Source organism: Marinobacter sp. 3-2 (assembly GCF_003751355.1).
Classification (GTDB): domain Bacteria; phylum Pseudomonadota; class Gammaproteobacteria; order Pseudomonadales; family Oleiphilaceae; genus Marinobacter; species Marinobacter adhaerens.
Window position 1 is genome coordinate 920,808 of sequence record NZ_RJUQ01000013.1, and the last position, 25,068, is coordinate 945,875.

At 58.8% G+C, this 25,068-nt stretch carries 21 protein-coding genes; 9 read left to right on the plus strand and 12 right to left on the minus strand.

The window, feature by feature from the left end; genetic code table 11:
- The first annotated feature begins 81 nt into the window (after positions 1 to 81).
- Positions 82 to 939 (plus strand): acyl-CoA thioesterase II, encoded by an 858-nt coding sequence (gene tesB, locus EDB94_RS11485; protein WP_053113187.1) that lies wholly within the window; start codon positions 82 to 84, stop codon positions 937 to 939.
- 4 nt (positions 940 to 943) lie between these two features.
- On the opposite strand, the gene EDB94_RS11490 is transcribed toward tesB, so the two are convergent.
- The 3 genes from EDB94_RS11490 to EDB94_RS11500 form a co-directional block, all read right to left on the minus strand.
- Entirely contained in the window at positions 944 to 3,523 is a 2,580-nt protein-coding gene (locus tag EDB94_RS11490) for an EAL domain-containing protein (RefSeq protein ID WP_108018428.1), read from the minus strand.
- A gap of 81 nt (positions 3,524 to 3,604) precedes the next feature.
- On the minus strand, positions 3,605 to 4,051 hold the full coding sequence (locus EDB94_RS11495; protein ID WP_062785999.1) for a flavodoxin: 447 nt from the start codon (positions 4,049 to 4,051) through the stop codon (positions 3,605 to 3,607).
- A gap of 79 nt (positions 4,052 to 4,130) precedes the next feature.
- The gene (locus EDB94_RS11500; RefSeq protein WP_108018429.1) at positions 4,131 to 5,234 is read right to left on the minus strand and encodes a GGDEF domain-containing protein; all 1,104 of its coding nucleotides are present in this window, start codon (positions 5,232 to 5,234) and stop codon (positions 4,131 to 4,133) included.
- Positions 5,235 to 5,441: 207 nt separating this feature from the next.
- Here EDB94_RS11500 and EDB94_RS11505 point away from each other — a divergent pair, with 207 nt between their 5' ends.
- Positions 5,442 to 7,001 (plus strand): inorganic phosphate transporter, encoded by a 1,560-nt coding sequence (locus tag EDB94_RS11505; RefSeq protein ID WP_108018430.1) that lies wholly within the window; start codon positions 5,442 to 5,444, stop codon positions 6,999 to 7,001.
- 89 nt (positions 7,002 to 7,090) lie between these two features.
- Positions 7,091 to 7,357, plus strand: a complete 267-nt coding sequence (locus EDB94_RS11510) for a hypothetical protein (protein ID WP_008173512.1) — start codon at positions 7,091 to 7,093, stop codon at positions 7,355 to 7,357.
- Between the two features lie 187 nt (positions 7,358 to 7,544).
- Here EDB94_RS11510 and panP read toward each other — a convergent pair whose 3' ends face one another.
- The 4 genes from panP to EDB94_RS11530 form a co-directional block, all read right to left on the minus strand.
- The gene (panP, locus tag EDB94_RS11515) at positions 7,545 to 9,221 is read right to left on the minus strand and encodes a pyridoxal-dependent aspartate 1-decarboxylase PanP (protein ID WP_008173510.1); all 1,677 of its coding nucleotides are present in this window, start codon (positions 9,219 to 9,221) and stop codon (positions 7,545 to 7,547) included.
- A 189-nt stretch (positions 9,222 to 9,410) separates the two neighbouring features.
- Entirely contained in the window at positions 9,411 to 9,755 is a 345-nt protein-coding gene (locus tag EDB94_RS11520; protein WP_014578525.1) for a DUF503 domain-containing protein, read from the minus strand.
- A gap of 151 nt (positions 9,756 to 9,906) precedes the next feature.
- A complete protein-coding gene (locus tag EDB94_RS11525; RefSeq protein WP_108018431.1) occupies positions 9,907 to 11,607 on the minus strand; it encodes an isovaleryl-CoA dehydrogenase in 1,701 nt (566 codons plus the stop codon).
- A gap of 2 nt (positions 11,608 to 11,609) precedes the next feature.
- A complete protein-coding gene (locus tag EDB94_RS11530; protein WP_008173505.1) occupies positions 11,610 to 12,242 on the minus strand; it encodes a TetR/AcrR family transcriptional regulator in 633 nt (210 codons plus the stop codon).
- A 272-nt stretch (positions 12,243 to 12,514) separates the two neighbouring features.
- Between EDB94_RS11530 and EDB94_RS11535 the strand changes: the two genes are divergently transcribed.
- The 5 genes from EDB94_RS11535 (at position 12,515) to EDB94_RS11555 (ending at position 18,579) form a co-directional block, all read left to right on the plus strand.
- On the plus strand, positions 12,515 to 12,736 hold the full coding sequence (locus EDB94_RS11535) for a hypothetical protein (protein ID WP_008173503.1): 222 nt from the start codon (positions 12,515 to 12,517) through the stop codon (positions 12,734 to 12,736).
- Positions 12,737 to 12,893: 157 nt separating this feature from the next.
- Positions 12,894 to 13,916 carry a lipase secretion chaperone gene (locus EDB94_RS11540; RefSeq protein WP_108018432.1) on the plus strand — a complete coding sequence of 341 codons (1,023 nt, stop codon included), beginning with the start codon at positions 12,894 to 12,896 and terminating at the stop codon, positions 13,914 to 13,916.
- A 141-nt stretch (positions 13,917 to 14,057) separates the two neighbouring features.
- A complete protein-coding gene (gene hemB / locus EDB94_RS11545) occupies positions 14,058 to 15,077 on the plus strand; it encodes a porphobilinogen synthase (protein WP_108018433.1) in 1,020 nt (339 codons plus the stop codon).
- 49 nt (positions 15,078 to 15,126) lie between these two features.
- Positions 15,127 to 17,268 carry a polyphosphate kinase 1 gene (gene ppk1 / locus EDB94_RS11550; RefSeq protein ID WP_108018434.1) on the plus strand — a complete coding sequence of 714 codons (2,142 nt, stop codon included), beginning with the start codon at positions 15,127 to 15,129 and terminating at the stop codon, positions 17,266 to 17,268.
- A 21-nt stretch (positions 17,269 to 17,289) separates the two neighbouring features.
- Positions 17,290 to 18,579, plus strand: coding sequence for a DUF945 family protein (locus tag EDB94_RS11555; RefSeq protein WP_108018435.1), 1,290 nt, complete (start codon positions 17,290 to 17,292; stop codon positions 18,577 to 18,579).
- A 62-nt stretch (positions 18,580 to 18,641) separates the two neighbouring features.
- On the opposite strand, the gene coaD is transcribed toward EDB94_RS11555, so the two are convergent.
- From coaD to EDB94_RS11575, 4 genes are all read right to left on the minus strand, one after another.
- Positions 18,642 to 19,118, minus strand: coding sequence for a pantetheine-phosphate adenylyltransferase (gene coaD, locus EDB94_RS11560; RefSeq protein ID WP_062786015.1), 477 nt, complete (start codon positions 19,116 to 19,118; stop codon positions 18,642 to 18,644).
- 263 nt (positions 19,119 to 19,381) lie between these two features.
- Positions 19,382 to 20,983, minus strand: coding sequence for a GMC family oxidoreductase (locus EDB94_RS11565; RefSeq protein ID WP_108018436.1), 1,602 nt, complete (start codon positions 20,981 to 20,983; stop codon positions 19,382 to 19,384).
- Between the two features lie 28 nt (positions 20,984 to 21,011).
- The gene (locus EDB94_RS11570; protein ID WP_008173490.1) at positions 21,012 to 21,650 is read right to left on the minus strand and encodes a hypothetical protein; all 639 of its coding nucleotides are present in this window, start codon (positions 21,648 to 21,650) and stop codon (positions 21,012 to 21,014) included.
- A gap of 169 nt (positions 21,651 to 21,819) precedes the next feature.
- Entirely contained in the window at positions 21,820 to 23,265 is a 1,446-nt protein-coding gene (locus tag EDB94_RS11575) for a coniferyl aldehyde dehydrogenase (protein WP_053113180.1), read from the minus strand.
- A gap of 192 nt (positions 23,266 to 23,457) precedes the next feature.
- Between EDB94_RS11575 and EDB94_RS11580 the strand changes: the two genes are divergently transcribed.
- A complete protein-coding gene (locus tag EDB94_RS11580) occupies positions 23,458 to 24,138 on the plus strand; it encodes a TetR/AcrR family transcriptional regulator (protein WP_053113179.1) in 681 nt (226 codons plus the stop codon).
- A 184-nt stretch (positions 24,139 to 24,322) separates the two neighbouring features.
- Here the strand turns inward: EDB94_RS11580 and yihA are convergent, their stop codons facing one another.
- A complete protein-coding gene (gene yihA, locus EDB94_RS11585) occupies positions 24,323 to 24,970 on the minus strand; it encodes a ribosome biogenesis GTP-binding protein YihA/YsxC (RefSeq protein ID WP_014578513.1) in 648 nt (215 codons plus the stop codon).
- Positions 24,971 to 25,068: the final 98 nt, after the last annotated feature.

Genomic DNA, 25,068 nt, shown 5'->3' on the forward strand with positions numbered 1-25,068 from the left:
CGGCGACGGCTTTTCATTGCGAAATTCCGCCGCTTGCGGTAGAAAACTCCTTCGTGTGCTAACGAAATCACAGGAGCAGGCATGCTTGAGGTAACCAAGAAACTGGTGGAGTTGCTGGATCTCTCGCCCATCGGTGACGACCATTTCCAGGGGGACAGCGAGGATCTGGGCTTTCCAAACGTGTTTGGCGGGCAGGTTCTTGGCCAGGCGCTGATGGCGGCCAGCCGAACTGTTGAAGGTCGCCTTTGCCACTCCCTTCATGCCTACTTTTTGCGCCCCGGCAATCAGGACATGCCCATCGACTACGAGGTCCAGCGGGTCCGTGATGGTGGCAGTTTCTCGGTACGTCGGGTGATTGCCCGCCAGGACGGCAAGGAAATCCTGACCGGTTCCATGTCGTTCCAGGTAGCCGAGGAAGGATTCGAGCATCAGCTGACCATGCCGGATGCGCCGGACCCGGAAACACTTCGCTCGGAACAGGAATGGGGCGAACTGCTGGCACCCCAGGTACCCGAGAAGATGCGCCCGATTCTGACCCGGGACCGCCCGATCGAGATCCGCCCGGTGAATCCGGTCAATCCCCTGAAACCGGAGAAGCGGCCGCCCCACAAGCAGAGCTGGTTCCGGGCCCAGGGGCATCTGCCAGACGATCCCGTACTTCACCGTTGCCTGCTCACTTACGCATCGGATTTCCAGTTCCTCGGGACTTCCCTGAACCCGCACGGCCTGACATTCATGAGCAAGGGGCTGCAGGTGGCCAGCCTTGATCACTCGATCTGGTTCCACCGGGATTTCCGCATGGACGAATGGCTGTTGTACGACAAGGATAGCCCCAGCGCTTCGGCCGGACGGGGATTCAATCGGGGTAATTTCTTCAATCAGGACGGTGTGCTGGTGGCATCCACTACCCAGGAAGCACTGATTCGTCAGAGGTCCTAGCCGGCTAGCCCAGTTTGCGATGGTCCGGCTGCTGGTGATTGTTATCCAGCCAATCCATCATTTCGTCGAAGGGTAGTGGCGGTGTCAGCAGGTAGCCCTGGATCATGTCGCAACCCATGTCCCTGAGCAGATTGGCGGTGACCTCATCCTCGACGCCTTCGGCCACCACCTGGTAGCCGAGGCTATGGCACATGTCTATCGTGGTCTGGACGATCACGCGGTCCTCCGCCTCGGTGTTCAGCTCGGTGACCAGCGACCGATCGATTTTGACCTCGCTCGCCGGGAGCTGTTTGATGTAGGACAGTGAGGAATAACCGGACCCGAAGTCATCGATCGACACGGGGATTCCCGTGGCACTCAGCGAGTTCAGCGCCCGGAGAGAGTTGGCCGGGTCCTGCATCATGGACGTTTCCGTAACTTCAAAAATGATTGCGCCCCGGTGGCTGTGGTAGCTGCTCATCAGGCGCTGCACAAAAATGGGAAAATCCGGTTCGCGCAGGTTGTTGGGTGAAATGTTGATGGATATGTTCAGGGGCCAGCCGCGCTCCAACAATCGCGACCGTAGCTCAAGCGATTGTTCGAGAACCCATCGGGTCATTGGTTTAATCAGTCCCGTCTGTTCGGCCAGGCTGACGATCTCATCGGCGCGGAGGGGGGTTGCCCGGCCGGGCCACCGGATCAGAACCTCAATTCCGACGATTCGACCGGTTTTCAGGCTCTGCTTGGGTTGCATGAACAGAGCGAGCTCGTTGGTATTGAGCGCATGCCGTAGCTCCGACACCAGGGTCAATCGGTCGGCGCTGTAGGAGTCCTTTTTGGATTTGTAATAGGCAATGCCACGTTCCCGCGCAGAGTCGGATCCTTCAGCGATCACTGCCCGGCGTATCAGGGTATTGGCATCGGTGCCGTGCTCGGGAAAAATTGCCACTCCCAGGGCGGGGTCCAGAGGTATCTGCATGCCCAGATAGTCGATCGGGTAGCGTATGCCCTCCAGCGCCTTCAGAATGGCTCTGGGAACGTGGCCGGTTGCATCGGCGTCGACAACAAAGGCGAATGTCTGTGGGTCCAGTGACGCCAGGTAGAAATTGCGCTGATCACTCTGCTCAATCGGCAAGGCGCCCGGGAGCTCCCTCGCCACGGCATTGTAGTGCTTGGATGCCAACGCCAGAATCCGGTCGCTGTTGCGATGCCCCAGCGTCTTCGTGACCGACTGCAGGTTATTCAGGTGGATGACGGCGACGCCATAGCGTCGCTCGGGGCTGCGCAGCATCAGGTCGTTCAGCATCATTTCCAGGCTGCTCCGATTGGGGAGGCCGGTAAGGGGATTATGCAGCGCATGATCCATCAGTTTCAGCTCTGCTGACCGTCGTGCTGCCAGAGCATTCAGTTCGGCTTCCCGGGCGTCAACCTTGTCCTGGCGTTCCTGATAAATTCGCGCCGCGAGGGCCAGCGTGAGCAGAATGGCCTCCAGTGCCGACCCAATCTGCATACCGTAGGTGGTCACAAAATTGTTTGGCAGCAGGCCGTATTTGTTGGCCGCGGTTATTGCGCTGCCCAGTGTCAGTGCCGCCCAGGCCACCGTGTAATAACCGGCTTGCGGGTTCCCCTTCCACCATTGCACGGGCCCCAGAACAGTGAGCAAAAGGCAGCTGGGTATTGCCAGGGCCACGGTCAGTCGGCTGCCCGTGCTGTAGTCCAGAAAGAATGTCATCAGACCAACCACTGCATTCAGTGAGATCATGAACAGTACGAGCCGGTTCAGAACAGGCCCGGTGTGTTCAAGTTTCAGGAATGAGCGGGAGAACACCAGGGTGAAGAAAAGAGAGAAAGGCACAGCCAGCAACATGATCTGATTCTGTAGGGCAGGGCTGTCAGGCCAGAGAAACTGAAACGTGGAGCCATTCAGGCTTCCGATAAGTAATAGATAGCCGAGTGTCGAGAGCACGTAGAGCAGGTAAACCGGCTCTCGTAGCGCGGCAAAAATAAACAGGTTGAAGAAAATCACCGTGATCAGGATGCCGTAGTAAAGCGAGTGCATCTGGTCTTCGGTGGAAGAATGCTCGAAGAACGCCTGGGCGTTCCAGAGACGAACCGGAATCTGCATGGCCCCCTCGGTGCGCACCTCCAGCAGAATCTGGTACTCGCTGGCTATGCTTTGTTCTAAGGGGAACAGGAAATGGCGGTGCAGTATCGGGCGCTGTTCAAACGGAACGTGGTCTCCGGTCTCCACCCGCCGTGCGATTCGGCCGTTCTCAATCAGGTGGAAGGTCACTTTATCCAATTGCGAGTAGCGAACTTCAAGAAGGTTGATGGTCGCCGGCTGCGATACCGGAAACCGAAGCCAGACGGTATCGCGGATATAGCCAAAATTCGGACTTTTTTCCTCGAGAGTTTGCCAGCTGTCGGAGGCCAGGGCTTCACTGACCGTCAGCTTGTTGTCGGGGGCAACGCGCAGGTACTCGATTTGCGGAACATAGGAATCCTCGGCCCCGAAGGATGGGGCGGACAGGCCGGATAACAGCAGAAGTGTTATCAGTAAACGAAGCCAGAGGGTGGATGCCACGTCGTACCGCTTAATTGTCATTGTCTCTGGGAGTATGGCGTGTCGTCTTTGGCGGCTCAAGTCGCTGGCAGAGCCTGATTGGCAAATTTTTGTAGCCGTGTCTCAGATCTGCTCCAGCCACCCCCGGACCCAGGGCAGCGCTTCGGCCTCCGGTTCCATGGTTTCCAGGGCATCAATCCGAAGCGTGTCCCCAACCTTACGGGCAGCGGTTTCGTAAAGCGCTTCCTCCATGAGGTCGCCAGCGCCACAGAAAGTATCTCCGTAGGAGCTGTCACCCAGGACGATGATGCCAAACGGCCGGCCGGGTTGTTGTGGCAACTGGTCCCTCAGGTCCAGGTAGAAGGGCAGCAGATTGGCCGGAAGCTCGCCCTGTCCGGTTGTCGATGTGCATACCAGCAGCGCATCGTTGTTCGACGTGATGTCATCCAGTACCGGATTTTCCAACACGGTCACGTGGTGACCTTCCCCCTCAAGCTCTTTCTTGAGCGTTCTGGCCGTCAGGAGCGCGCCGCCATAGACGCTGCCCACCAGGATTCTGATTGATGTCATAGGTTATCCATTCGTCGCCTGAGGAATGACCATACGGTCGTTCGGTGGCGCACGATCATAGCGGGAGTGCTTTGCCGCCTCAAGGAGACGGCGAGGGCGAAGATTCGGTTTCCTGGCTTCGGACCCGGGGCGCTATCCGGTTACGTCCGGATTCCTTGGCATTGTAGAGGTGCAGGTCGGCCTGCTTGAGCAGATCGTCCAGTGAGCGGGCCTTGGCAATGGAGCAGACGCCGGCACTGATGGTCACCGGCAATGCCTGATCCCTGAACCGGAACGCATGCCTGGACACGTCAGAACGCAACCGCTCTGCCAGGGTCAGCGCTTGCAACAGGGAGGTATCCGGCAACAACACCAGAAACTCCTCACCGCCCCATCGGGCTGCGACATCCGCCTGCCGGATCACCGTTCTGATCAGTCCGGCGAACTCGCGCAGGACGTCATCACCGGCATCGTGGCCGAACTGGTCGTTGATCTGTTTAAACAGGTCCAGATCGATCAGGGCAATGGAGAAATGGTGGCCGGAACGTTGGTAACGGGAAAACTCCATCGCCAGGCGATTCTGCATGTCGCGCCGGTTGGCCAGCCCGGTGAGTTCGTCGGTTCGTGCTGCATGCTCATGGGTTTCGGCGAGGGTGAGAAGTTCATTGCGTGCCTTCAGGCGGCTGGCTTCAAGCACGAAACAGAAAATGGATTCGAAGGTCAGGGCTGCGAAAAACCGGATCTTGAAATCCATGCTGTATTCCGCGGAGACCAGAGGGAGCCCGGGAAACTGGAACACCACGACGGCAACGAGGTAGCAGAACAGCAGAACCGCCGTGCCGGTTTTGAGATCGGTCAGATAAAACAGGAGAGGGGGGAAGACATAAAACCAGAGTGGCCCGGTGTTGCTCTCGCCGCCGGAGGCGATCAGGTAGGTGAAAAGCAGCCCCACAATCACGATCATCCCCGCTTTCTGGCGGGCACGGTTTCCGGTGCTGGCGAAGTAAAGCATGTTCAGGGCAATCAGGCCGATAAAAGTCCAGAGCACCCAGGCATGGGTCGAGTGCCCGGCGAACCAGGCCTTGGCGCCGATGCCAATCAGGAAACCAATGGCGGTTGCAGACAGCCAGGTCAGAAGTCGCGAGACCTGGGCATCTTCCCGTTCGCCGGCAGCGAGCTGCCCGGAGGAAGTTGGATGGGGCATGGAGACCTTGTTTGCTATTTTTATAATTTTGACGCTTCTTTTCGGAATTATGAGTCAATTTAGTGCGTTTTTGCACTCCAGTCTGTGATGTGTTTAGTCTGTGTGAATTGTGACCGTTTTATTTCATTTTCATGTCAAAAAAATTATAGTTGCCGCGCGACAGTGTTCGCCTCTAATCCTCACAGACTAAACGAGACCTGATCTGTTATGGCCCGTTCGAGCGGATTCCTGGATACCCTTCTCACCAGCCCTACCACGGAACGATACAGGGTCGGCATCAGCCTGCTTTTCCTACTTGGCGTGTGGCTGACTGTCGGATCTTTCAGTCAGGGAATGCCTAACAATATGCTGCTGATGGCCGCTGCGGTCATTGGCGGTTACATGGCGATCAATATCGGCGCCAATGACGTTGCCAACAACGTAGGGCCTGCTGTTGGTTCCGGGGCCCTGTCCCTGGGTGCGGCCGTGGTGATTGCCGCCATTTTTGAAGCAAGCGGCGCAATCATTGCCGGCGGTGACGTGGTTTCCACCATCAAGGGCGGCATCATCGATCCCTCGAGCCTTGAAGAAGGCCGGGCTTTTGTCTGGTTGATGACCGCAGCCTTGCTGGCGGGTGCGCTCTGGTTGAACCTGGCCACCTGGATGGGAGCCCCTGTCTCCACGACGCATTCCATCGTTGGTGGTGTTCTCGGCGCCGGTATCGCTGCCGGCGGCTGGGGTATCGCTGACTGGGCGGTGATGGGCAAGATTGCCGCCAGCTGGGTGATCTCCCCGGTTCTTGGTGGTGCGCTGGCGGCCCTGTTCCTGTTCGCGATCAAGAAGACCGTGCTTTATCGCAAGGAGGTCATTCCGGCCGCCCGCACGTTCGTGCCCTGGCTGGTCGCAATTATGGCCTGGGCTTTCGGCACCTATCTGATGATCAAGGGCGTCAAGAAAATCGTCAAAGTCGATTTTATGGAAGCGACTCTGATCGGCCTCGCTGCCGCCGCCGTGGTGTTCTTTGTCATGCGTTCCCTGGTGGGTCGCATGGCCTCGACCATGGAAAACAGCTCCGCCGGGGTAAACACCCTGTTCACCTGGCCGCTGATCTTTGCCGCGGCGCTGCTGAGTTTCGCCCACGGCGCCAACGACGTGGCGAACGCCATTGGTCCGCTCGCTGCCATTAACGATGCCCTCTCGGCTGATTCGGTGGTTATGTCAGCGAATATTCCCCTGTGGGTCATGATGGTGGGTGCCCTGGGTCTGGCCGTTGGCCTGATGCTGTTCGGCCCACGCCTGATCAAGACCGTCGGCAGCGAAATCACCGAACTGGATAAGACCAGAGCGTTCTGCATCGCGCTTTCGGCAGCGCTCACGGTGATCCTTGCGTCTCAGCTTGGCCTGCCTGTCAGCTCCACCCATATCGCGATTGGTGGCGTTTTCGGCGTTGGCTTCCTTCGCGAGTACCTGAAGTCCAACTACGCAACCCAGCTGCACAAGATCATGGAGCACCATGATCCTGCCGAGCAGGAGCGTCTGAAGCCGTTCCTGGATGATTTCCGCAACGCGTCGGTTGAGGAAATGGAGAATCTGCTCAAGCGGGCCAAGAAGAAAAAGCAGGTCCCTCTGTCCAAGTCCGAGCGTAAACGCCTGAAGAAGATCTACCGGGAAGAGCTGGTGAAGCGTTCGCATCTGGTGCGCATTGCCGCAGCCTGGATCATCACCGTACCGGCATCGGCCATTATGGCTGCGATTCTGTTCTTCACCCTGCGAGGCTTGTTGATCTGACCGGGCTGGTTGTATAAACCGAGTTTGGTCATACTATCTGTAAAAAGGGGTGTTTCACCCCTCAAGCCTATTTGTCCGTGGAGTGAAGTATGAGTTCATCCGTTGAAGGCCGTCAGGCGAAGATGATTAATGAGCTGAGGACCTTCATCAAGAAGGTTTTGAGCGACCCGACCATTGCGGTCAAGTCCATGGAGATTGCTCGCAAGCACCGGGGTCAGCCGAATGCCGAGGAGCTGATTGCGCAGGAAATCAGTGCCAGCACCAATATCCGGATTCCGGAGAACTGGAGTGAGGCAGACAAGATGTTCCTGGATATCATCCATGATGTTCTGGATGATGAAGAGGCCCTGTACTAAGGCCTTGTCTGCAGGCTTGGGAGAAGCGAGCCGGGCGGGGGATGGTTCAAAAACACGCTGTGAATACGTCCCTGTACGCTTGGCTTCGCCATCCCTGGCTCCGCACAGTTTTTGAACCATCCCCCGCCCGGCTCACCTGAGCCATGGTTGTGGCCTAAAATCGCCATGGCTAAGTCTTTTGGGCTCTTCAGGCCTGTCTCGCGTTCGGCGTCGCCTGCTTCAATACCGCATCCGCCATCTGGTGCAGGATGCTGATCTCATCCTCTATGCCCTCATCCCGTGATAACTCTCTCTGTTCCGAAAGGATGTCGGCCAGGATTTCTTTGGTGGTCAGAGGGTTGGCCAGTACCACCCGGAACACGATGCACGGGAAGTTGTAGTAACGGGCCGGCTCCAACCGGGTCCGTGACACGAACGCCTTGCCCCGTTCCCGCTGGGTTTTCTGGATAAACTTGGTAATCCGGTTCAGACAGGTGTTGAGCTTTTCCGCCTGCAGCGGGTCGGCGCAGGCGAGGGCTTCCTGAACGTTTTCCGGGCAGTAGCGGTAGGTCAGGATGTTCAGTTCCGGTCTCGTGACCAGTTCGAAATCCGGTTCTGCCTCGATCATTTCCGCGAAGGTCTTGGCCTTGTCGATACCCTGGTCGATCAGGATCTCGTAGCCTTCCCGGGCCAGGATTTTCAGGCCGGAGTGGATCAGCATGGACATGCCGGGCCGTGAGCCCTCGAGGGTGGTGCTGCCCAGGTCCCGGGAGCCTTTACGGATGATGTACTGGGCGTGGTGTTCCACGGCGCTGGCGAGGCTCGGGTCGCGGAATACCACCAGGCCGACGCCCATGGGGACGTAGAGCTGTTTGTGGGCGTCGAAAGTGACGGAATCTGCCTTCTCGATACCGCGCAGCAGGTGTTTGTAGGTGCGGGAGAAAAGCGTGGGCCCGCCCCAGGCGGCGTCCACGTGGAAGTGGGCGCCGAATTCCCGGGCGATGTCGGCCATGGCGTCCAGAGGGTCGACGTTGCCGGTTTCGGTGGTGCCGGCCACGCCGCAGATGGCCATGACTTTGATTTTCTGGCGCTGCAGTTCCAGGCACTTGTCCCGCAGGGCATCGGTGTTGATGCGGTTTTCGTCGTCGGTATCCACGGGAATCAGGGATTCCCGGCCCAGGCCGAGTACGTCGGCGGCTTTGCGTAGGGAATAATGGCCGCGGCGCGAGACGACGATGGCGGCGCCTTCGTAGCCGTAGTATTTCAGAGCCCGGAACAGGCCTTCCTGGTGCAGTCCGCGGAAGCTGCCCTCGGCCGGGAAGGCCCGGTTGCGGGCTACCCACAGGGCGGTGAGGTTTGCGACCGTGCCGCCGGAGCACATGGCTCCCAGAGCGTATCGGGGGTCGTGCATCCACTTGCGGTAGAAGGCGCCGTCTTCCTGGTATACCAGGCGGTGAATCATGCCCAGTACCTGGCGCTCCATGGGGGTAAACGCCTTGGAGGTTTCGGTTTTGACCAGGTTCTGGTTCAGGGCAATCATGATTTTCGACAGCGGCAACATGAAATAAGGCAGCGCTGATGTCATGTGCCCGATAAAGGCCGGCGAAGCAGTGTGAACGGAGTTGGCTACCAGTTTGTCGAGCAGGAACTGGGCCTGTTCAGACACGAAGACGGGCTTCTCGGGAATGCTGTAGTCGGAGAAGTCTTTCTCCACATCCGAGAGGTCCCGTTCAACCGCAACGATGTGCTCCTGCAGAAAGCCTGCAAGATTGCGGGAGATGTTCTGGTCAATCCGGCTCAGCGTCGATTCCGGCGCCTCGGGCACCGTGAATACGCGATACATGGCCTCTACCGAGGCCTGGGCGGATTTTTTCTTTCCGGTCATAGGCGCCACTCACAATCAGTGGTCATCCGAAGGGCCGGTTCCGGATGCCCTGCGGATACGGCCGGCATTGCTGTCCGGCATTAATTTCTGGTCGCCTGCTGCTGGCAGGCACACTGGCATCCCTGAGGGGGCGTAGTATACGGCCTGGCAACAGGTTACGCCACACGGCTCCTGTCCGGGATTTCCCGGTCAGAGTATTTCCCGGTGTATATCCAGTATGGCAGCATCCACGCGTTCTTCGATGGCTTTTTCGATCTGGTCCAGGCGTTGGGTAATCTGCTGTGAGGAGGTGCCCAGGGCCGCGATGGTCCAGGTGGCGCAGTCGAGAGCCTCCTGATCGGCGGTTTCGGCGACGGCGAGGTCGGGCTCTTTGCCCCAGACGGCCTTCAGGGCGGTGAAGACTTTGCGCTTGGCTTTGAGGTCGTCGCAGCCGTAGAGCTGGAAGTGCAGGGTCAGTACGCCCACATGGGGCGTGATAACCGGCTGCTGGGGAGCGTGGCCTTCCCGCAGGAGTTTTCTGAGTGCTTCAGACATAGACTTGGGTGCAGGAACCGGCGGGGAACTCCTTTCCAAAACACGCTGTGAATACGTCCTTGTACGCTCTGCTCCGCCATCCATGGCTCCGCAAGGTTTTGGAAAGGAGTTCCCCGCCGGTTCTCGATCTCTCAGTTGGATTCTGTTGTTTCTAGCCTACTACAGGCGTTGCCCGTTTGATAATGGCTGCCGGATCGGTGCCCGAGGGCAGGTTGCCGTAGTTCATACCGCCACTGGACTGCAGTCTTGAGGCGCAGAAGGCGTCGGCGACGGCGGCATCCGAGTGGCGGAGCAGCAGGGAGCCCTGCAGGGCCAGGGCCATGCGGTCGACCAGGTTGCGGGCGCGGTACTGGAAATCGCTGATGTCGGCAAAGTCGTGTTGCAGCTGCGCCAGGAACTGGTCGAAGCGGCGATCGGCGCCTTTCGCTTCGGCGGCTTCTTTGAAGAAGGCGTCGCGGGTTTCGGGCTCTTTCTGCAGTGCGCGCAGTGTATCCAGGCATTGGACGTTGCCGCTGCCTTCCCAGATGGCGTTGACGGGGGATTCCCGGAACAGTCGGGGCATGATGCAGTCTTCCATCACGCCGCTGCCGCCGATGCATTCCATGGCCTCATAGGCATGGTTCGGGGTGCGCTTGCAGATCCAGTATTTGCCGACCGGTGTGGCCAGGCGGGCCAGCAGCCGTTCGTGTTCTTTGTCCTGGTTGTCCAGGGCGCGGGCGATGCGCATGGTATAGGCCAGAGCCGCTTCGCTTTCCAGGGCCAGGTCGGCCAGGACATTCTGCATCAGGGGCTGGTCGATCAGGCGGGCACCGAAGGCGCTGCGGTGACGGCAGTGGTGGCTGGCCTGGGCGATGGCCTGACGCATGCCGGCTGAGCTGCCGATCATGCAGTCGAAGCGGGTCATGGCCACCATTTCAATGATGGTGGGTACACCGCGGCCTTCCTCGCCAACCATCCAGGCCAGGGCGCCCCGCAGTTCGGCTTCGCTGGAGGCATTGGCGACGTTGCCCATCTTGTTTTTCAGGCGCTGGACCTGCCAGGGGTTTTTGCTACCGTCCGGACGCCAGCGGGGCATCAGGAAGCACGACAGTCCTGACGGTGTCTGAGCCAGTACCAGGAAGGCGTCGCACATGGGGGCAGAGACGAACCATTTGTGACCCACCAGCTCATAGGCCTGGCCCGGGCCCCCCGCGCCGATTGGGTAGGCTCTGGTGCTGTTGGCGCGAACGTCGCTGCCGCCCTGTTTCTCGGTCATGGCCATGCCGATGGTAACCGAGTTTTTCTGACTGTCCGGCAGGTTGCGAGGATCGTAGCTGTCGGCCAGTATCCGGGCTTCCCAGTCCGCCGCCAGCTCTGGTTGTTTCCGGATCGACGGGATGGCCGCGAAGGTCATGGTCACGGGGCAGCAGTGGGCGGCCTCTACCTGGGAGTGCATGTAGTACTTGGCAGCACGGGCAACGTGGGCGCCCTGGCCGGGCTGGCTCCACGGACTGCTGTGGAGGCCATTTTCGAAGGCGATGCGCATCAGCTCGTGATAGGCCGGGTGGAAGTCCACCTCGTCAATGCGGTGGCCATAGCGGTCATGGGTATTGAACACAGGTTTGTTGGCGTTGGCACGAAATCCCAGATCAATGGTTTCCGCGGCTCCGGCCAGGGCTCCGAATGCCTTGAGGTCCTCGGCAGCTTTACCGGCGCCCTCCCGGAGGGCAGCTTCCTGCAGGGCAATGTCCTGTTCGAACAGGTTGTAGTTCTCCAGGGCCGGTGGCTGGTTGAAGACCTCGTGGGTGCTGGCCAGGTAGCGATCTTCCTGGTCGTTTGATGGTGTCTCTGGCCGGGGCTGCCGCGCGTTCATAGCTACCTCCTGGTGCCGGTCAACCCCTGCATACAAAAGCAGATGATGGAATTGACCAGCGGGTCATTGTTGTCTTCTGTTGTGCTGGTGGCCTGGCTGGTCTGTGTCGGTGACAGGGGGCCAACCAGGCTTTCCGCTATGGCGCCCACCAGGCAGGTGCTGCTTTGGCGAGCGTCCTGATCCGGGATGCATCCTTCTTCAATGCCTTCGCGGATCGCTTTTTCGAACAGGTTGGCGTACGCCTTGCGGTATGCCAGTCGTTCTTCTTCCACTTTCGGGTCCACCGGCTCGGCGATCAGTGACCAGGCCATTTGCGGGCCTTTCAGTGCCCGCTCGGCAAATTGTCTGAGTGCCCGCTCAAGCCGCTCGGCGGCGTTGCCATCGGAGGCCAGAGCTTCGGCGACCTTGTCGACCTCCCGCTGGGTTGCCAGCCGGAAAATCTCGGCGAACAGGTCCTCTCTGGACTCGAAATGCCGGTAGATAGTTCCTGTGGCAACGCCGGCCAGCCCGGCGATCCGGGTAACCCGCGCGCTTCGAAAACCGCCTTCGGCCACGCACTGATAAGTGCAGTCCACAATCCGTTTGCGCGCCTCCGCCTTGCGCTGGCGCATTTTTTCCGTTTCTCGATAGGCCATTCGGGCTCCCTATAAGTAGTGAATCACTATTCATTCTTTCTGTCAATTTTTTGATCTACAGACGAATATAAAATTTTCGCATGTAATTCAATTGTTTGTTGTGGTTTACAAAAATTTACAAAAAAGTCGTTGCCAATAAATAGCGTGGTCACGAAAAGCAGATTATAAAGACGCCAAGACGAAGCCGCAGGCGGTCTTTCGTCGATACGGAGTGAGGTTCCCTGCGGGGTCGCAGCACTCGACCATCTGTTTTCGTTGATGGAGAAAAGATCATGAGTGAATTCGACGAAAGCAACCTGGAGCAGTCCGGAAGCTGGACCAGCGACAGTGACGACAACCATTCCATCGCCGGCCGTGCCCGCGTTAGAGCACAGTTGCAGGCAGACATCGAAGCGTTCCTGAGCCAGGGCGGAAGGATCCAGGAAGTAGATACCTCCTTCCGTTCTGATACGCCTCGCAAGGTGGAAGTGGGTTTTAACAACCGCTCCCTCTGAACGTTCAGACGGCAGTCCGGGGCGCTTCGCCCCGGCTCCGTTTTTGATCCCTGTCTCGGTATGACCTGTCAGCGTCGTTTATCCTCGTTCATTATCATTTTGCGCCGTTAGCCCGGGCAAATCGCCAGTCACCCGTAATCCGGACTCCTGTGTGGTAATGAAGCGCCGAATCCATCTTTTCCTTGTTTTGCTACTGATCATAGCAGCTGTTGTCAGCTTCTGGCTGATGACGACAGATCCGGCTGCCGAGGGTGAGCCGGTCGTATCGGCGCCTGTTGGTGAGTCTCTGAAATCACTGAACAAGGAGGCGGCCGCTTCTGCGCCCTCCGACCTGGTAAACAACGCTTCCACGGTCCGTGTTCCCGAGCAGTTGCCAGCCTCGCTGGCCGGCACCTCAGTCCCGGATGGTTGGGCTCGAACGGACAGGTTCGGCAATCTTGTCCCGACCCCGCATCTGCGACAGCTGTTCGAGTATTTCCTTTCAGCCCTGGGAGAGGAATCGCTGCAAGCTTTGGTGGCGCGCATTGAAGCGGCGCTGTCGGGCCTGGAAGAGCCAGCTAGATCCCAGGCCCTGGTAACCCTTGGAAACTACCTGGAATACAAACTTGCGGTTTCTGAGCTGGAACAAAGCTATGGTGAGGTGTCCGGGCTTGGCGCGGGTGAGATGCAGCGAAGGATGGCAGAGATCCAGGCACTGCGGCGGACCTGGCTTGATGCCGATACCGCCGCCGCTTTCTTTGCTGACGATGAGGCAGTCGACCGCTTCCAGATCGAAAAGCTCAGGATCGCAAGCGATGACAGCCTGACCGATGAGCAGAAAGCAGAGGCTCTTCGCCAGGCCGAGTCTGCCTTGCCGGAGCCGCTCCGCAAGGCCAGGGAGGAGACCCGACGATTTGCAGACTATGAACAGGTGCGCCGGGAGTTGGCGGATGATCCCCGTGCACTCGATGCGTGGCGTCAGGAGGCCTTTGGGGAAGCCGCGGCGGACAGGCTGGCTCGCCTTGAGGAGGAACAAAAGAGCTGGGACCGCCGCTGGCAAGTCTATTCACAGGAGCGGGACCGGCTATTGTCCTCCGGGCTTGCCGAGCCGGAACGTCAACAGGCGCTGGAGCGCCTCAGGGCCAGCCACTTCAATGAAGCCGAACAGGTTCGAGCCGAGGCGCTGGATTCGATACGGTAATTAACCTGTCATTTAATCGCCCTATCCTGTCGGGGGAGTCTGCAACCAGCGGCGCCGGCCGTGTATGATGGCGCAAAGGGCGCCCGGCGGATGCCGAGACGGTCCATCAGACTTTTTGTTCAGCCATTCAGGAGGTTGTCAGTGCCGATTCCGACTCCCCGTACTTTTCCTGCCACCCGCTTACGCCGTAACCGGGCCAGCGATTTCTCGCGTCGCCTGGTTCGGGAAAACCAGCTCACGCCGGACAACCTGATCTATCCGGTATTCGTGCTGGAGGGTGAGGGCCAGCGGGAACAGGTGCCCTCAATGCCGGGAGTGGAGCGCCTGAGCATTGATCTGCTGGTTGAACAGGCGGCGGAGTTGGTGGAATTGGGTATCCCGGCAATTGCCCTGTTTCCGGTAGTTCCGGCCGAGAAGAAAAATCTCTCCGGCTCCGGAGCCTGGGATTCCGATGGCCTGGCGCAGAGAGCGGTTCGCGCCCTCAAGTCGGCCCACCCGGAACTCGGAGTGATTACAGACGTGGCGCTGGACCCGTTCACCACCCATGGCCAGGACGGCATCATCGATAACAACGGTTATGTCCTCAATGACGTGACGGTCGAGGCACTGGTCAATCAGGCGCTCTCCCATGCCGATGCGGGCGCCGATGTGGTCGCACCGTCTGACATGATGGATGGCCGTATTGGTGCCATTCGCGAAGCCCTGGAAAACGGCGGCCATGTGAACACACGGATCCTGGCCTATTCTGCCAAGTACGCATCAAGCTATTACGGGCCTTTCCGTGATGCGGTAGGCTCGGCCGCCAATCTCGGCAAGGGTAACAAGGCGACCTACCAGATGGATCCGGCCAACGGTGACGAGGCATTGCATGAGGTCTCGATGGACCTGGCCGAAGGCGCGGACATGGTGATGATCAAGCCCGGTATGCCGTATCTCGATATCGTGCACCGGGTGAAGACGGAATTACGGGTACCGACATTCGTTTACCAGGTCAGCGGCGAATACGCCATGCATATGGCCGCGGCCCAGAACGGCTGGCTCGACGGGGATGCGGTGATGATGGAAAGCCTGATGGCCATGCGCAGAGCCGGGGCCGACGGAATCCTGACCTACTTTGCCGTGCGCGCGGCCCGACTAATGCGGGATCGTCAGCGCGGATAAGGCCAAAATCATTCGCCAGCGGTGGCGAACACACTGGAATCGAGGAATCATGACAACGGAAACGGCGAAGAATCAGACGGCAGGGGATGACCGGAGTGTGCCTGCGCCGGTGGATGTGCCCCCGGTTGGTGAGGAGATCAACCTGGATGCCAATGAAAATTACTTTAACCGGGAACTGAGCCAGCTCCAGTTTAATTACCGCGTGCTCAAGCAGGCCCTGGATACGACGCACCCGTTGATCAATCGTCTGATTTTCTGCTGCATTTTCAGCAGCAACATGGACGAGTTCTTCGAGATCCGTGTGGCCGGTCTGCGGCAGCAGATGAAGTACGGCCGTGAGACCGTTGGTGCCGATGGCATGATGCCGGACCAGGCCCTGGCGGAGATCAGCCGTGTTGCTCACGAGTACATTCGCGAGCAGTACGACATACTGAACAATGTGCTGATTCCCGAGATGGAAGAGCAGAACATTCACTTTGTCCGGCGCCGGGAGTGGACGCCGGAGCAGGCGGAGTGGGTGCGCACTTATTTCGAGGAGGAGATCCTGCCGGTGGTCAGCCCCATCGGGTTGGATCCTTCGCACCCGTTCCCGCGTCTGGTCAACAAAAGCCTGAACTTCATTGTTGAGCTTGACGGCAAGGACGCCTTCGGGCGGGAAACCGGCATGGCGATTGTGCCGGCTCCGCGTTCGCTGCCCCGCCTGGTCCGTCTGCCTGATGATGTCTGCAATGGTGGCGAAAACCTAGTGTTCCTGTCGTCCATGATCCACGCCCATGCCGACGAGCTCTTCCCCGGCATGGAGGTGAAAGGCTGCTATCAGTTCCGGCTGACCCGTAACGCCGACCTTGAGCTTGAAGATGATCTGGAAGATCTGGCCTCGGCCCTGCGTGGTGAGCTGCTCAGCCGCCGGTTTGGCGACGGCGTGCGCCTTGAAGTTGCAGACAACTGCCCGGAAGAGCTGGTTCAGTTCCTGCTAAAGGAATTCGGTCTGACCGAGCGCGATCTTTACCAGGTCCATGGCCCGGTGAACCTGACCCGATTGATGGCGGTCGGAGGGCTGGTGGACCGTCCGGACCTCACCTATTCCGGTTTTTCGCCGTCGATTCCCAAGCTGATACGCAGCAAGGAATCGATGTTCGATGCCATTCGCAAGCGCCCGATTCTATTGTTGCACCCTTACGAAAATTTCAGCCCGGTCGTTGATCTGTTGCGCCAGGCCGCCAAGGATCCTCAGGTTCTGGCGATTCGCCAGACCCTATATCGGACGGGGGCAGACTCGGAGATTGTCGAGGCGCTAGCGGATGCGGCCCGCCGCGGCAAGGAGGTTACCGCGGTTATCGAGTTACGGGCGCGGTTCAGTGAGGCCGAGAACCTCGAGCTGGCCAGTCGGCTGCAGGAAGCGGGCGTGATCGTGGTATACGGCGTGGTTGGTTACAAGACCCACGCCAAGATGATTCTGATTGTGAGGCGTGAGGAGGGACGGCTGCGCCGCTATGTGCACCTGGGCACCGGTAACTACCATGCCGGTAACGCCCGTCTGTATACCGACTACAGCTTCATGACCTGCGATGAGTCCATCAGCGACGACGTCAACAAGCTGTTCCAGCAGCTTACCGGCATGGGTAAGGCCCTGAAGATCAAGAAGCTGTTCCATGCGCCCTTCACCCTGCATGCCCGGCTCTTGAGCCTGATTGATCGGGAAGCAGGCTTTGGCGAGAAAGGCCGGATTATTCTCAAGTTCAATGCATTGACGGAAATCCAGCTGATCAAGGCGCTTTACCGGGCTTCACAGGCCGGTGTAAAAATCGATCTGATCATCCGCGGCATCTGTTGTCTGCGTCCGGAAGTGCCGGGACTCTCGGAGAATATTCGGGTGAGGTCGATCATTGGCCGCTTCCTGGAGCACACCCGTGTCTACTACTTTGGCAACAATGGCCGCCCGGATGTGTACTGTTCCAGTGCCGATGGTATGGAACGGAACCTGCTCAGCCGGGTGGAAACCGCTTTCCCCCTGGACGATACTGATCTCGCCGCCCGGGTTAGAGAAGATCTGGACACCTACCTGGCCGACAATTGCCAGTCCTGGGTACTGCAACCGGACGGCAGTTATATTCAGAACCAGCCCGCAGAAGGTGAAGAGCGCCTTGCCTCACAACTGGTGTTGCTTGAACGGCTGACCGGAAAAACCTGATTCCCGAACTGGAGAAAGTGTTTGAACACCAAATGGATGATTGCCGGCGCTGGTGTGCTGGCTGTAGCGGGCGGCCTGCCCTGGGTCGTGGGATACGTAACTGAGCAGCAGTGGCACCAGGCAACAGCGGAGGTGAACGATGCACAACCCTTCCTTCGCATGGAAACGGATAACTATGAGAGAGGTATTCTCGGAGCCCGTTTGAGAGGTTCGGTGAACCTGATCAATCCGGAAACCGGTGAATCCCAGAAGCTTGCCTATCGGGCCAATGTGACCCATGGCGTGACCGGCAGCCTGATGGATTTCCAGCCCGAGGATGGCTGGGCCGCCGGCGATACCGACTGGTTCTCCGGTGAGGAGCCGAGGCTGACCCTGGAAACCCGTCTCTGGGGTACTGCTGTTCTCGAACTCGAAGCGCCCCAGATGACCCTGACGGACCCGGATACCGGGGAGACCCTTGCCTCAAGTGGCGGCTTGGCACGAATTGAGGTTAGTGACGCCGGTTCTCAGGCCGATGCCTTGATGGTCTGGCCGGGAGTAACCCTGTCCGGTCCGGACCTGGATATCCAGGTCAGCGACTTCCGCCTCGAGCAAACCATGAGTCATCTGACCGGTGAGGTCTGGACCGGCTCCGGCGAGATTGCGGTGGAATCGGTTGCTGTGACCCCGGCGGCGGAAGCCCCCTTCATGCTTCAGGGGATTTCGGTTCTTAGCAGCAGCGAGCCGGTCAACGATGGTGAGCGCCTGGATTCACGAATGACGTTCGAGGTCGCTGGCGTTTCAACGGCCGATGAGCGTTATGGTCCCCAGAGACTGGTGTTCGCATTGTCCGGGCTGGATGTGGCGGCCTGGAGCAACCTGACCGAGAGCCTTTCATCTATGCAGGCGCTGGCTATCACTCAGGCCTCTGGCGGTCCCCAGCAGTTTGAGCAGCAGATGGCCGCCATGCAGCAGGTGAATGCCGCCGTTCGGGATTTGGCAGCAGCGGGGTTCTCGGTTGGTTTTCCAGAGCTGACCGTGACCACCCCGGAGGGTGTGATTGAAGGTAGCGCCCGGATCGCCCATCCGGAGCTGACGGCGGATCAGAAAGCCGAAATGCTGATGGTGATGCAGCAGTTGACTGGCGAAATGGATCTCAGTCTGCCCGTCGCGCTCGCGGAGGAATACCCGGAATTCCGGTTACAGCTGGCACCGCTGATTAAGCAGGGGCTGCTGGTAGAGCAGGGCGACAGTCTGGTGCTTGATGCCAGTATGAAAGATCTTGTGCTGGACGTGAACGGTGTGGAAATTCCTTTGCCGCCGTTGCTTTGACGCCGCAGGTTCATTGCCATAAAAAAGCCCCGCTGGTCGGGGCTTTTTTTGTTAGTTCAGCTTCAGCTGAACTTCTTTTTCAGGGCAGCCTCTACCGCCGGATCAACAAACTCCGAGACATCGCCACCCAGGGATGCAATTTCCCGGATCAGCGTGGAGGAGATGTAGGACAGGTGGTTGGCCGGCGTCAGGAAAACGCTTTCGACTTCCGGCGCGAGCCGGCGGTTCATGTCGGCCAGCTGGAATTCGTACTCGAAATCGGACACCGCCCGGAGGCCGCGAAGAATCACGGTGGCGCCCTGTTCACGGACAAAGTCGGCGAGCAGGTTGCTGAAGCCGGTGACGGTGACATTGGGGAGGTGCGCGGTTGCCTGGCGGACCAGTTCGCAGCGTTCTTCGAGGTCGAGAAGTGGCTGTTTCTTGGGGTTGTAGGCAATGGCAACAACGATTTCATCAAACATTCGGCCGGCCCGTTCGATCAGGTCGGTGTGGCCGTTGGTGATGGGATCGAAGGTGCCCGGGTAGATGACTTTGGACATGCGCAGCTCCTTTCTTTGCAAGGGCCTAGGATAGCAGCATTTTTGGAGACTCTGTAGGCGTCCGGGGCTTCGGGCCATGTATGTCGGCTATGTTCTGGGGCCGACTGGAAGGGCTTGTCCGGGAAACGCTACTAGCACATCCCTGTGCGCTTGAGCGAAGCCATCCCTGGCTTCTCACATTCCCGGACAAGCCCTTCCAGCCAGCCCGTCTAGTCCCGCGCAAGCATCCCCGACGGAAGCCGGGCCTTTATCAGCGGGCACTGCTAACTGGCGGTTTGCGAGAGTTTTTGCGCTAACCGAGTGCTGTTTCTTGCGGCCAAAGCGTAAACCGACAGCTGCGGATTTGCCCCGATGCTGGTCGGGAAAATCGAAGCATCGTGGACGCTGAGGTTGCCAACGTGGTGGTGTTCACCAAAGCCGTTGACGACCGAGTTTTGCGGATTGCTGCCCATGGCGCAGCCGCCCATCTGGTGGGCGGTGAACAGGCGGACGCGGTGGGGTGCCATGGGGAGCTGATCGATGGCGGCTTTGGCGTCGGTCCAGTTGGTGTACCAGTCGGAATCCAGGTGCATCAGGCGGACTTTTTCGGCACCGGCGGCGAACTGGATTTCGGCCATGGTGTGGAAGGCTTCGCGGATGCCCTTCCAGAGGTAGTCGCTGACGGGGTAGTCCAGTACCGGGCTGCCGTCGTCGCGGAGGGAGACTGTGCCGCCGGGGCTTTCGGGGTGGAAGCCGTCCCGGAGCAGGGCGATGACGGACTGCATGTGGGGCAGGCCGGCCATGTTGTTGATCTGGGTTTCGCCGTGGCCGGGTATGACGCCGCTGGACATGCCCGGGTGCAGCGGTGGCACCTCGAGTTTGTAACCAACCGGGCCGTCGACGCCGTTTCGGAAGTTGAATTCGTCCGAGTAGATGGACTGGGGCGCGCCATAGAACGGATCGACGCGCTGAGGCATCTGGGCGACGGTGGCGTTGACCGGATGGATGAACGAACGCTTGCCGATCCGCTGGTGCGGGTCCGGGATGTTGGAGCGAAGTAGCAGGCCGGGGCTGCCGATGGCGCTGGCGGCGACCACGAAGTGTCTGGCTTTGAGATTGACCTTGATGCCGGTCGGGGTGATGCCATCGGTGGCGAATGCGGAGGCTTCCAGGTGGTCGATCTGGTCCTGTTGCATGACCAGGCGGTCGGCGCGCAAACTGTGGAATAGCCGGGCGTTGTTATCGAGCGCCCCCGGAATGGTGGTCATCAGGGCGCCCTGTTTGGCGTTGGTCGGGCAGCCGACGCCGCAATAGCCCAGGTTCCAGCAGCCTTTCACATTGCGGGGAATGATCTGCCAGCTGTAACCCAGTTTTTCGCAGCCCTGGCGCAAGATGTCGTTGTTGACGTTCGGGTCGACCTGCCACGGGGCCATGGAGTGGCGTTCTTCCCGGCCATCGAACCAGGGCGCCATGGCGTCCGGCCGAAGTTCGTCCAGGCCAAACTGCTCGGCCCAGTAATTGAGCGTGGGCGCCGGTGTCCGGAAACTGGAAGTCCAGTTTACCGTGGTGGAACCGCCCACGCAGCGGCCCTGCAAAATGGCGATTGCCCCGTCCCGGGTTACCCGGCTCATGCCTTCCTGGTAAAGGTTGGCATAGGAGGTCTGCTCGTCCATCTTGAAGTCTTTCTGATAGTAAAGCCGGCCCTCCTCCACGAGTATCACGGACAACCCGCTGCGGGCCAGAATCTCGGCGGTGGTGCCGCCACCGGCGCCGATTCCGATAACAACAACGTCCGCTTCTGCGGTCAGGTTTTGCGTCAGGAGGGCGCTATCGGTGACGTTCCAGCCTGATTCCAGGCCCTGGGCAATACGATCGGTCAATGACATGTTTGTGCTCCGTCAGATCAGCTGGCAATCAGGCGTTTTGGAATTGTGGCAATGCGTCGACCGCGTATTGCGGTGGTCCGGGATAGCCGGACAGGTGCCAGAAATCCCGATAGCCATAAAACGCCACGTTGCTGATCTTGGTCAGCGCAATGTAGCCGTTGTTGAACAGCCCGATACGGCTGGTGCGCCAGCGCTCCAGAAACGCGTCGGCTTCCGCCGTTGTCACATTCGGCCAGCTGGACCAGACCCGGGCAACGGTCACCCGGGTGAGCCCGAAGTTCAGCAGGTCAAACAGTTGCCGCAGTTCCTTCTGGTTAGCTGGTCCGAACTTGTGGATGCCGGCATCAATCCGCTCGATCGTCCCGGCAATTGCCAGGTTTCTGGCCTGTGGCTGCTCTGGCAAACCCGGCCCAATCATGGCGGGCAACAAGGCCTCGAACAGCGCAATGTCATCCTCGTTTAAAAACCGGAACTGGTAGCTGGCGTCCATCCGGGTGCCAACGGCACTCAGCCGGCCCGCCGGCTGCGTGGCGCATCCGCTAAGCCCGGCGGTGACGCTGACGGTGCCCAGAAACACTGCACCGCCAAGTCCGGTTTTTAGAAAGCTTCGGCGGTTGAGATCGGCAAATTGAGGGTGTCCTGACGGATCAGGGATCTGTTTCTGCATGGGTGTGTTCTCGTTATTGTTTTTGGATAGCGGGGAAAATGCTGAATCGTCGCGGGCTGGTAGCCCCTTCCAAAACTGTGCAAAACAGGGATGTTTTGCTCAAGCCTACACGGACGTATTCACGGCGTGTTTTGGAAGGGGCTACCAGCCCGCGACAGACTCCGAGTTCTCAGCGGATAAAGAACTTGTAAACCAATTTGTGCGCAGTTGTCCCATGGGGCGCATAGACAAACTTGCCGCTGTTGAATTTCTGCTTGGTGAAAATGGCCCGGTGATGGGAGAAGGTCAGGAACCCCTCGCGGCCGTGATAGTGCCCCATGCCGGAATCGCCGATGCCACCGAACGGCAGATCATCCTGGGCTACGTGCATCAGGGAATCGTTGATGCACATGCCTCCAGAGTGGGTGTTATCCACCACATGCTGCTGCTGGGTCTTGTCGTATCCGAAGAAATACAGCGCCAGAGGCCGCGGACGATCATTGATGTAGTGAATGGCTTCATCCAGGCTGCCGTAACTGACGATCGGCAGAATCGGACCGAAGATCTCATCCTGCATCACCTTCATATCCGGCGTGGTGTTCAGTACCAGCGTGAGGGGCAGCTTTCGGGTGCCGTCCTTCAGATTCTCCCGGGCAGGGTTGATCTCCACCAGCTCGGCGCCTTTCTCCCGGGCGTCCTCAAGGTAGCCTTGCAGTCGATCGTACTGCCGCTCATTGATGATGGCAGTGAAGTCGTCATTGTCCCGCAGGCTGGGATACATCTCGGAAAAACGGGCACGGAACTCGTCGACAAACGACTGCACCCGGTCAGCGGGGCAAAGGACGTAATCGGGCGCCACGCAGGTCTGGCCGGCATTGAAAGCCTTGCCAAACGCGATCCTCTGGGCTGCGTCTTCCATGGGCACATCCGGAGAGACCACGGCCGGGGATTTGCCTCCCAGCTCCAGTGTGACCGGTGTCAGGTTTTCCGCTGCGGCCTTCATGACCAGCTTGCCCACCGACGTGGAGCCTGTGAAAAGCAGATGATCAAACGGACGTGACGAGAAGTCTGCAGCCACGTCGGCCTCGCCATTAATAACCGAGACCAGGTCCTCCGGGAAGCTGGCTTCGATCAGCTCCTTGAACAGGGCCGAGGTGTGTGGCGTGTACTCCGACATCTTGATCATGGTGCGGTTGCCCGCTGCCAGAGATGCGACCAGTGGGCCCACCGCCAGGTACAGAGGGTAGTTCCAGGGCACGATCACGCCAACCACACCCTTGGGCTGGTAGTGGACCTTGTTGCTGGCGGGCTGGAATAGCACGGAGACGTGGCGCCTGGACGGCTTCATCCAGCCGCTGAGGCTCTTCAGGGTGTAGTTGATGCCCTGGATCGACGGCATGACCTCGGCAATCAGGGATTCGTCCTTCGAGCGGCAGCTGAAATCCCGGTCGATGGCATCCAGAAGCCTGTCCTGGTTGTTGAGCAGAACCCGCTTGAGGCGTTTCAGGTTCTCCTGCCGCTCGGCAAGGGAGGGCATCGGATTGTTGCGGAACGCCTTTTTCTGATCCTCAAACACGCGGTGGGTGTGCTGGATCTGTTTCTTGCTCTCGGTGAGCTGGACGACAGTGGCTCCCATGATGCTTTCTCCTCATTGGTGCCGATCAGAGTCCGTCGGCGACCTGTTATTCCAGATATTGAAAGGCTGGCGAAAAAATACTCAATTTGCGTCTGGGGGTATTATTAGAGTATATACTCTAGTGAGTCAAGCGGAGGCGGATGGCGAATCGGGCCATCTGTGAGCGACACAACAACAAACGCCGACGGGTCTATGAAGACAAGAGACAAAATTCTGCTCTCCAGCCTGGAGCTTTTTAACGAACGTGGCGAGCGCAACGTCACGACCAACCATATTGCGGCGCACCTGGCCATCTCGCCGGGCAACCTGTATTACCACTTCCGCAACAAGTCGGACATCATTTACGAGATCTTTCTGGAATACGAAAAACTGGTGGATTTCTACCTGGATATTCCGGAAGACCGGGCGATGACCCTGGACGACATGACCTTCTACCTGGAGTCGGTCTTCGACGGTCTCTGGAGTTATCGGTTCTTCCACCGGGATCTGGAATACCTTCTCGATAGTGATCAGAGGCTGCGTCAGGACTATCGGGATTTCACCAACCGCTGTTTGGCGTCCATCAGTCGTATCTTCGAGAAGCTGGCGGAAGCGGGCATTATTGAACCCCAGGAAGAGGATCTCCGATCGGCCATGTCGCTGAACGTGTGGCTGGTTATAACCAACTGGATGGCTTTCCTGAAGACAGCACATGCGGCCGAGGCATCCGCCTGCCTGACGCTCACGGAGCTGAAGCAGGGCATCTACCAGGTGCTCACTCTGGAAATTCCCTATCTCACCCCGGCGTATCGCGAGCGTGTTATGGCGCTGAGAGAAAAGTACCGGCCGTCGCTTCATGAACTGGGCGACACCGGCACCGGGGTTTATAAGTGAAACCCGAAAATGTGGTCAAAAAACGATCTATTCCGGAACTTTTGTCGAACAGTACAGTCATATGGAGTGACGTTGGGAATTCGGACATTCCTTGCGTCTCCTGAGTGCGATCTCAGGTTTTAGCACGTCGCAAACCCTGACGTTTCACCGGTCTGCTTTCTGGCAGGCCGGTTTTTTTATGCCTTCAAGCCGTTGTCTCTGCTTCTCCAGCATCGCCCTCCAGCCACTCGATTAATGCCTCCCGGCATTCGTCCACGCCCCGTTTTGACGTTGCAGAGAACATGATCAGATGTTCGACGCAGGAATACGATTTCAGGTTCTTGGCAATGCCCAGCATGGCGGTCTTGGCCTGGCCGTATTTCAATTTGTCGGCTTTGGTGGCCAGAATCATCAGCGGCAGGTTGTTATGTTCGCACCATTCCACCATCATTTGGTCGAAATCGGTCAGTGGGTGGCGAATGTCCATCACCAGAACCAGGCCGCGTAAACAGCGCCGGTCATTCAGATAGTGGCCCAAGTGCTTTTGCCAATCGTCTTTCATGTCCCTGGACACTTTGGCATAGCCGTATCCGGGCAGGTCGACCATTCGGCAATTCTCGCGGTTCAGAGAGAAGAAGTTGATCAGTCGGGTGCGCCCCGGAGTTTTACTGGTTCGCGCCAGCTTGCCGTTGGCGGTGATCGCGTTCAGTGCGCTGGACTTTCCGGCATTGGATCGGCCGGCGAAGGCAACTTCCGCTCCGAAATCGGGCGGACACTCGTCCAGACGGGAGGCGCTGATGAGGAATCGGGCGCTGTTAAATGAGAGGCTTTTTTGAGTCAGATCAGGGTCCACAGCGGTTGGCTTTCCTTTGGATTTCAGTTATCAGGGATTAATGTATAATGCTACACCAATTCCGGGCGGCGCGCTGTGCGCGACCGCTGTCAGCCCCG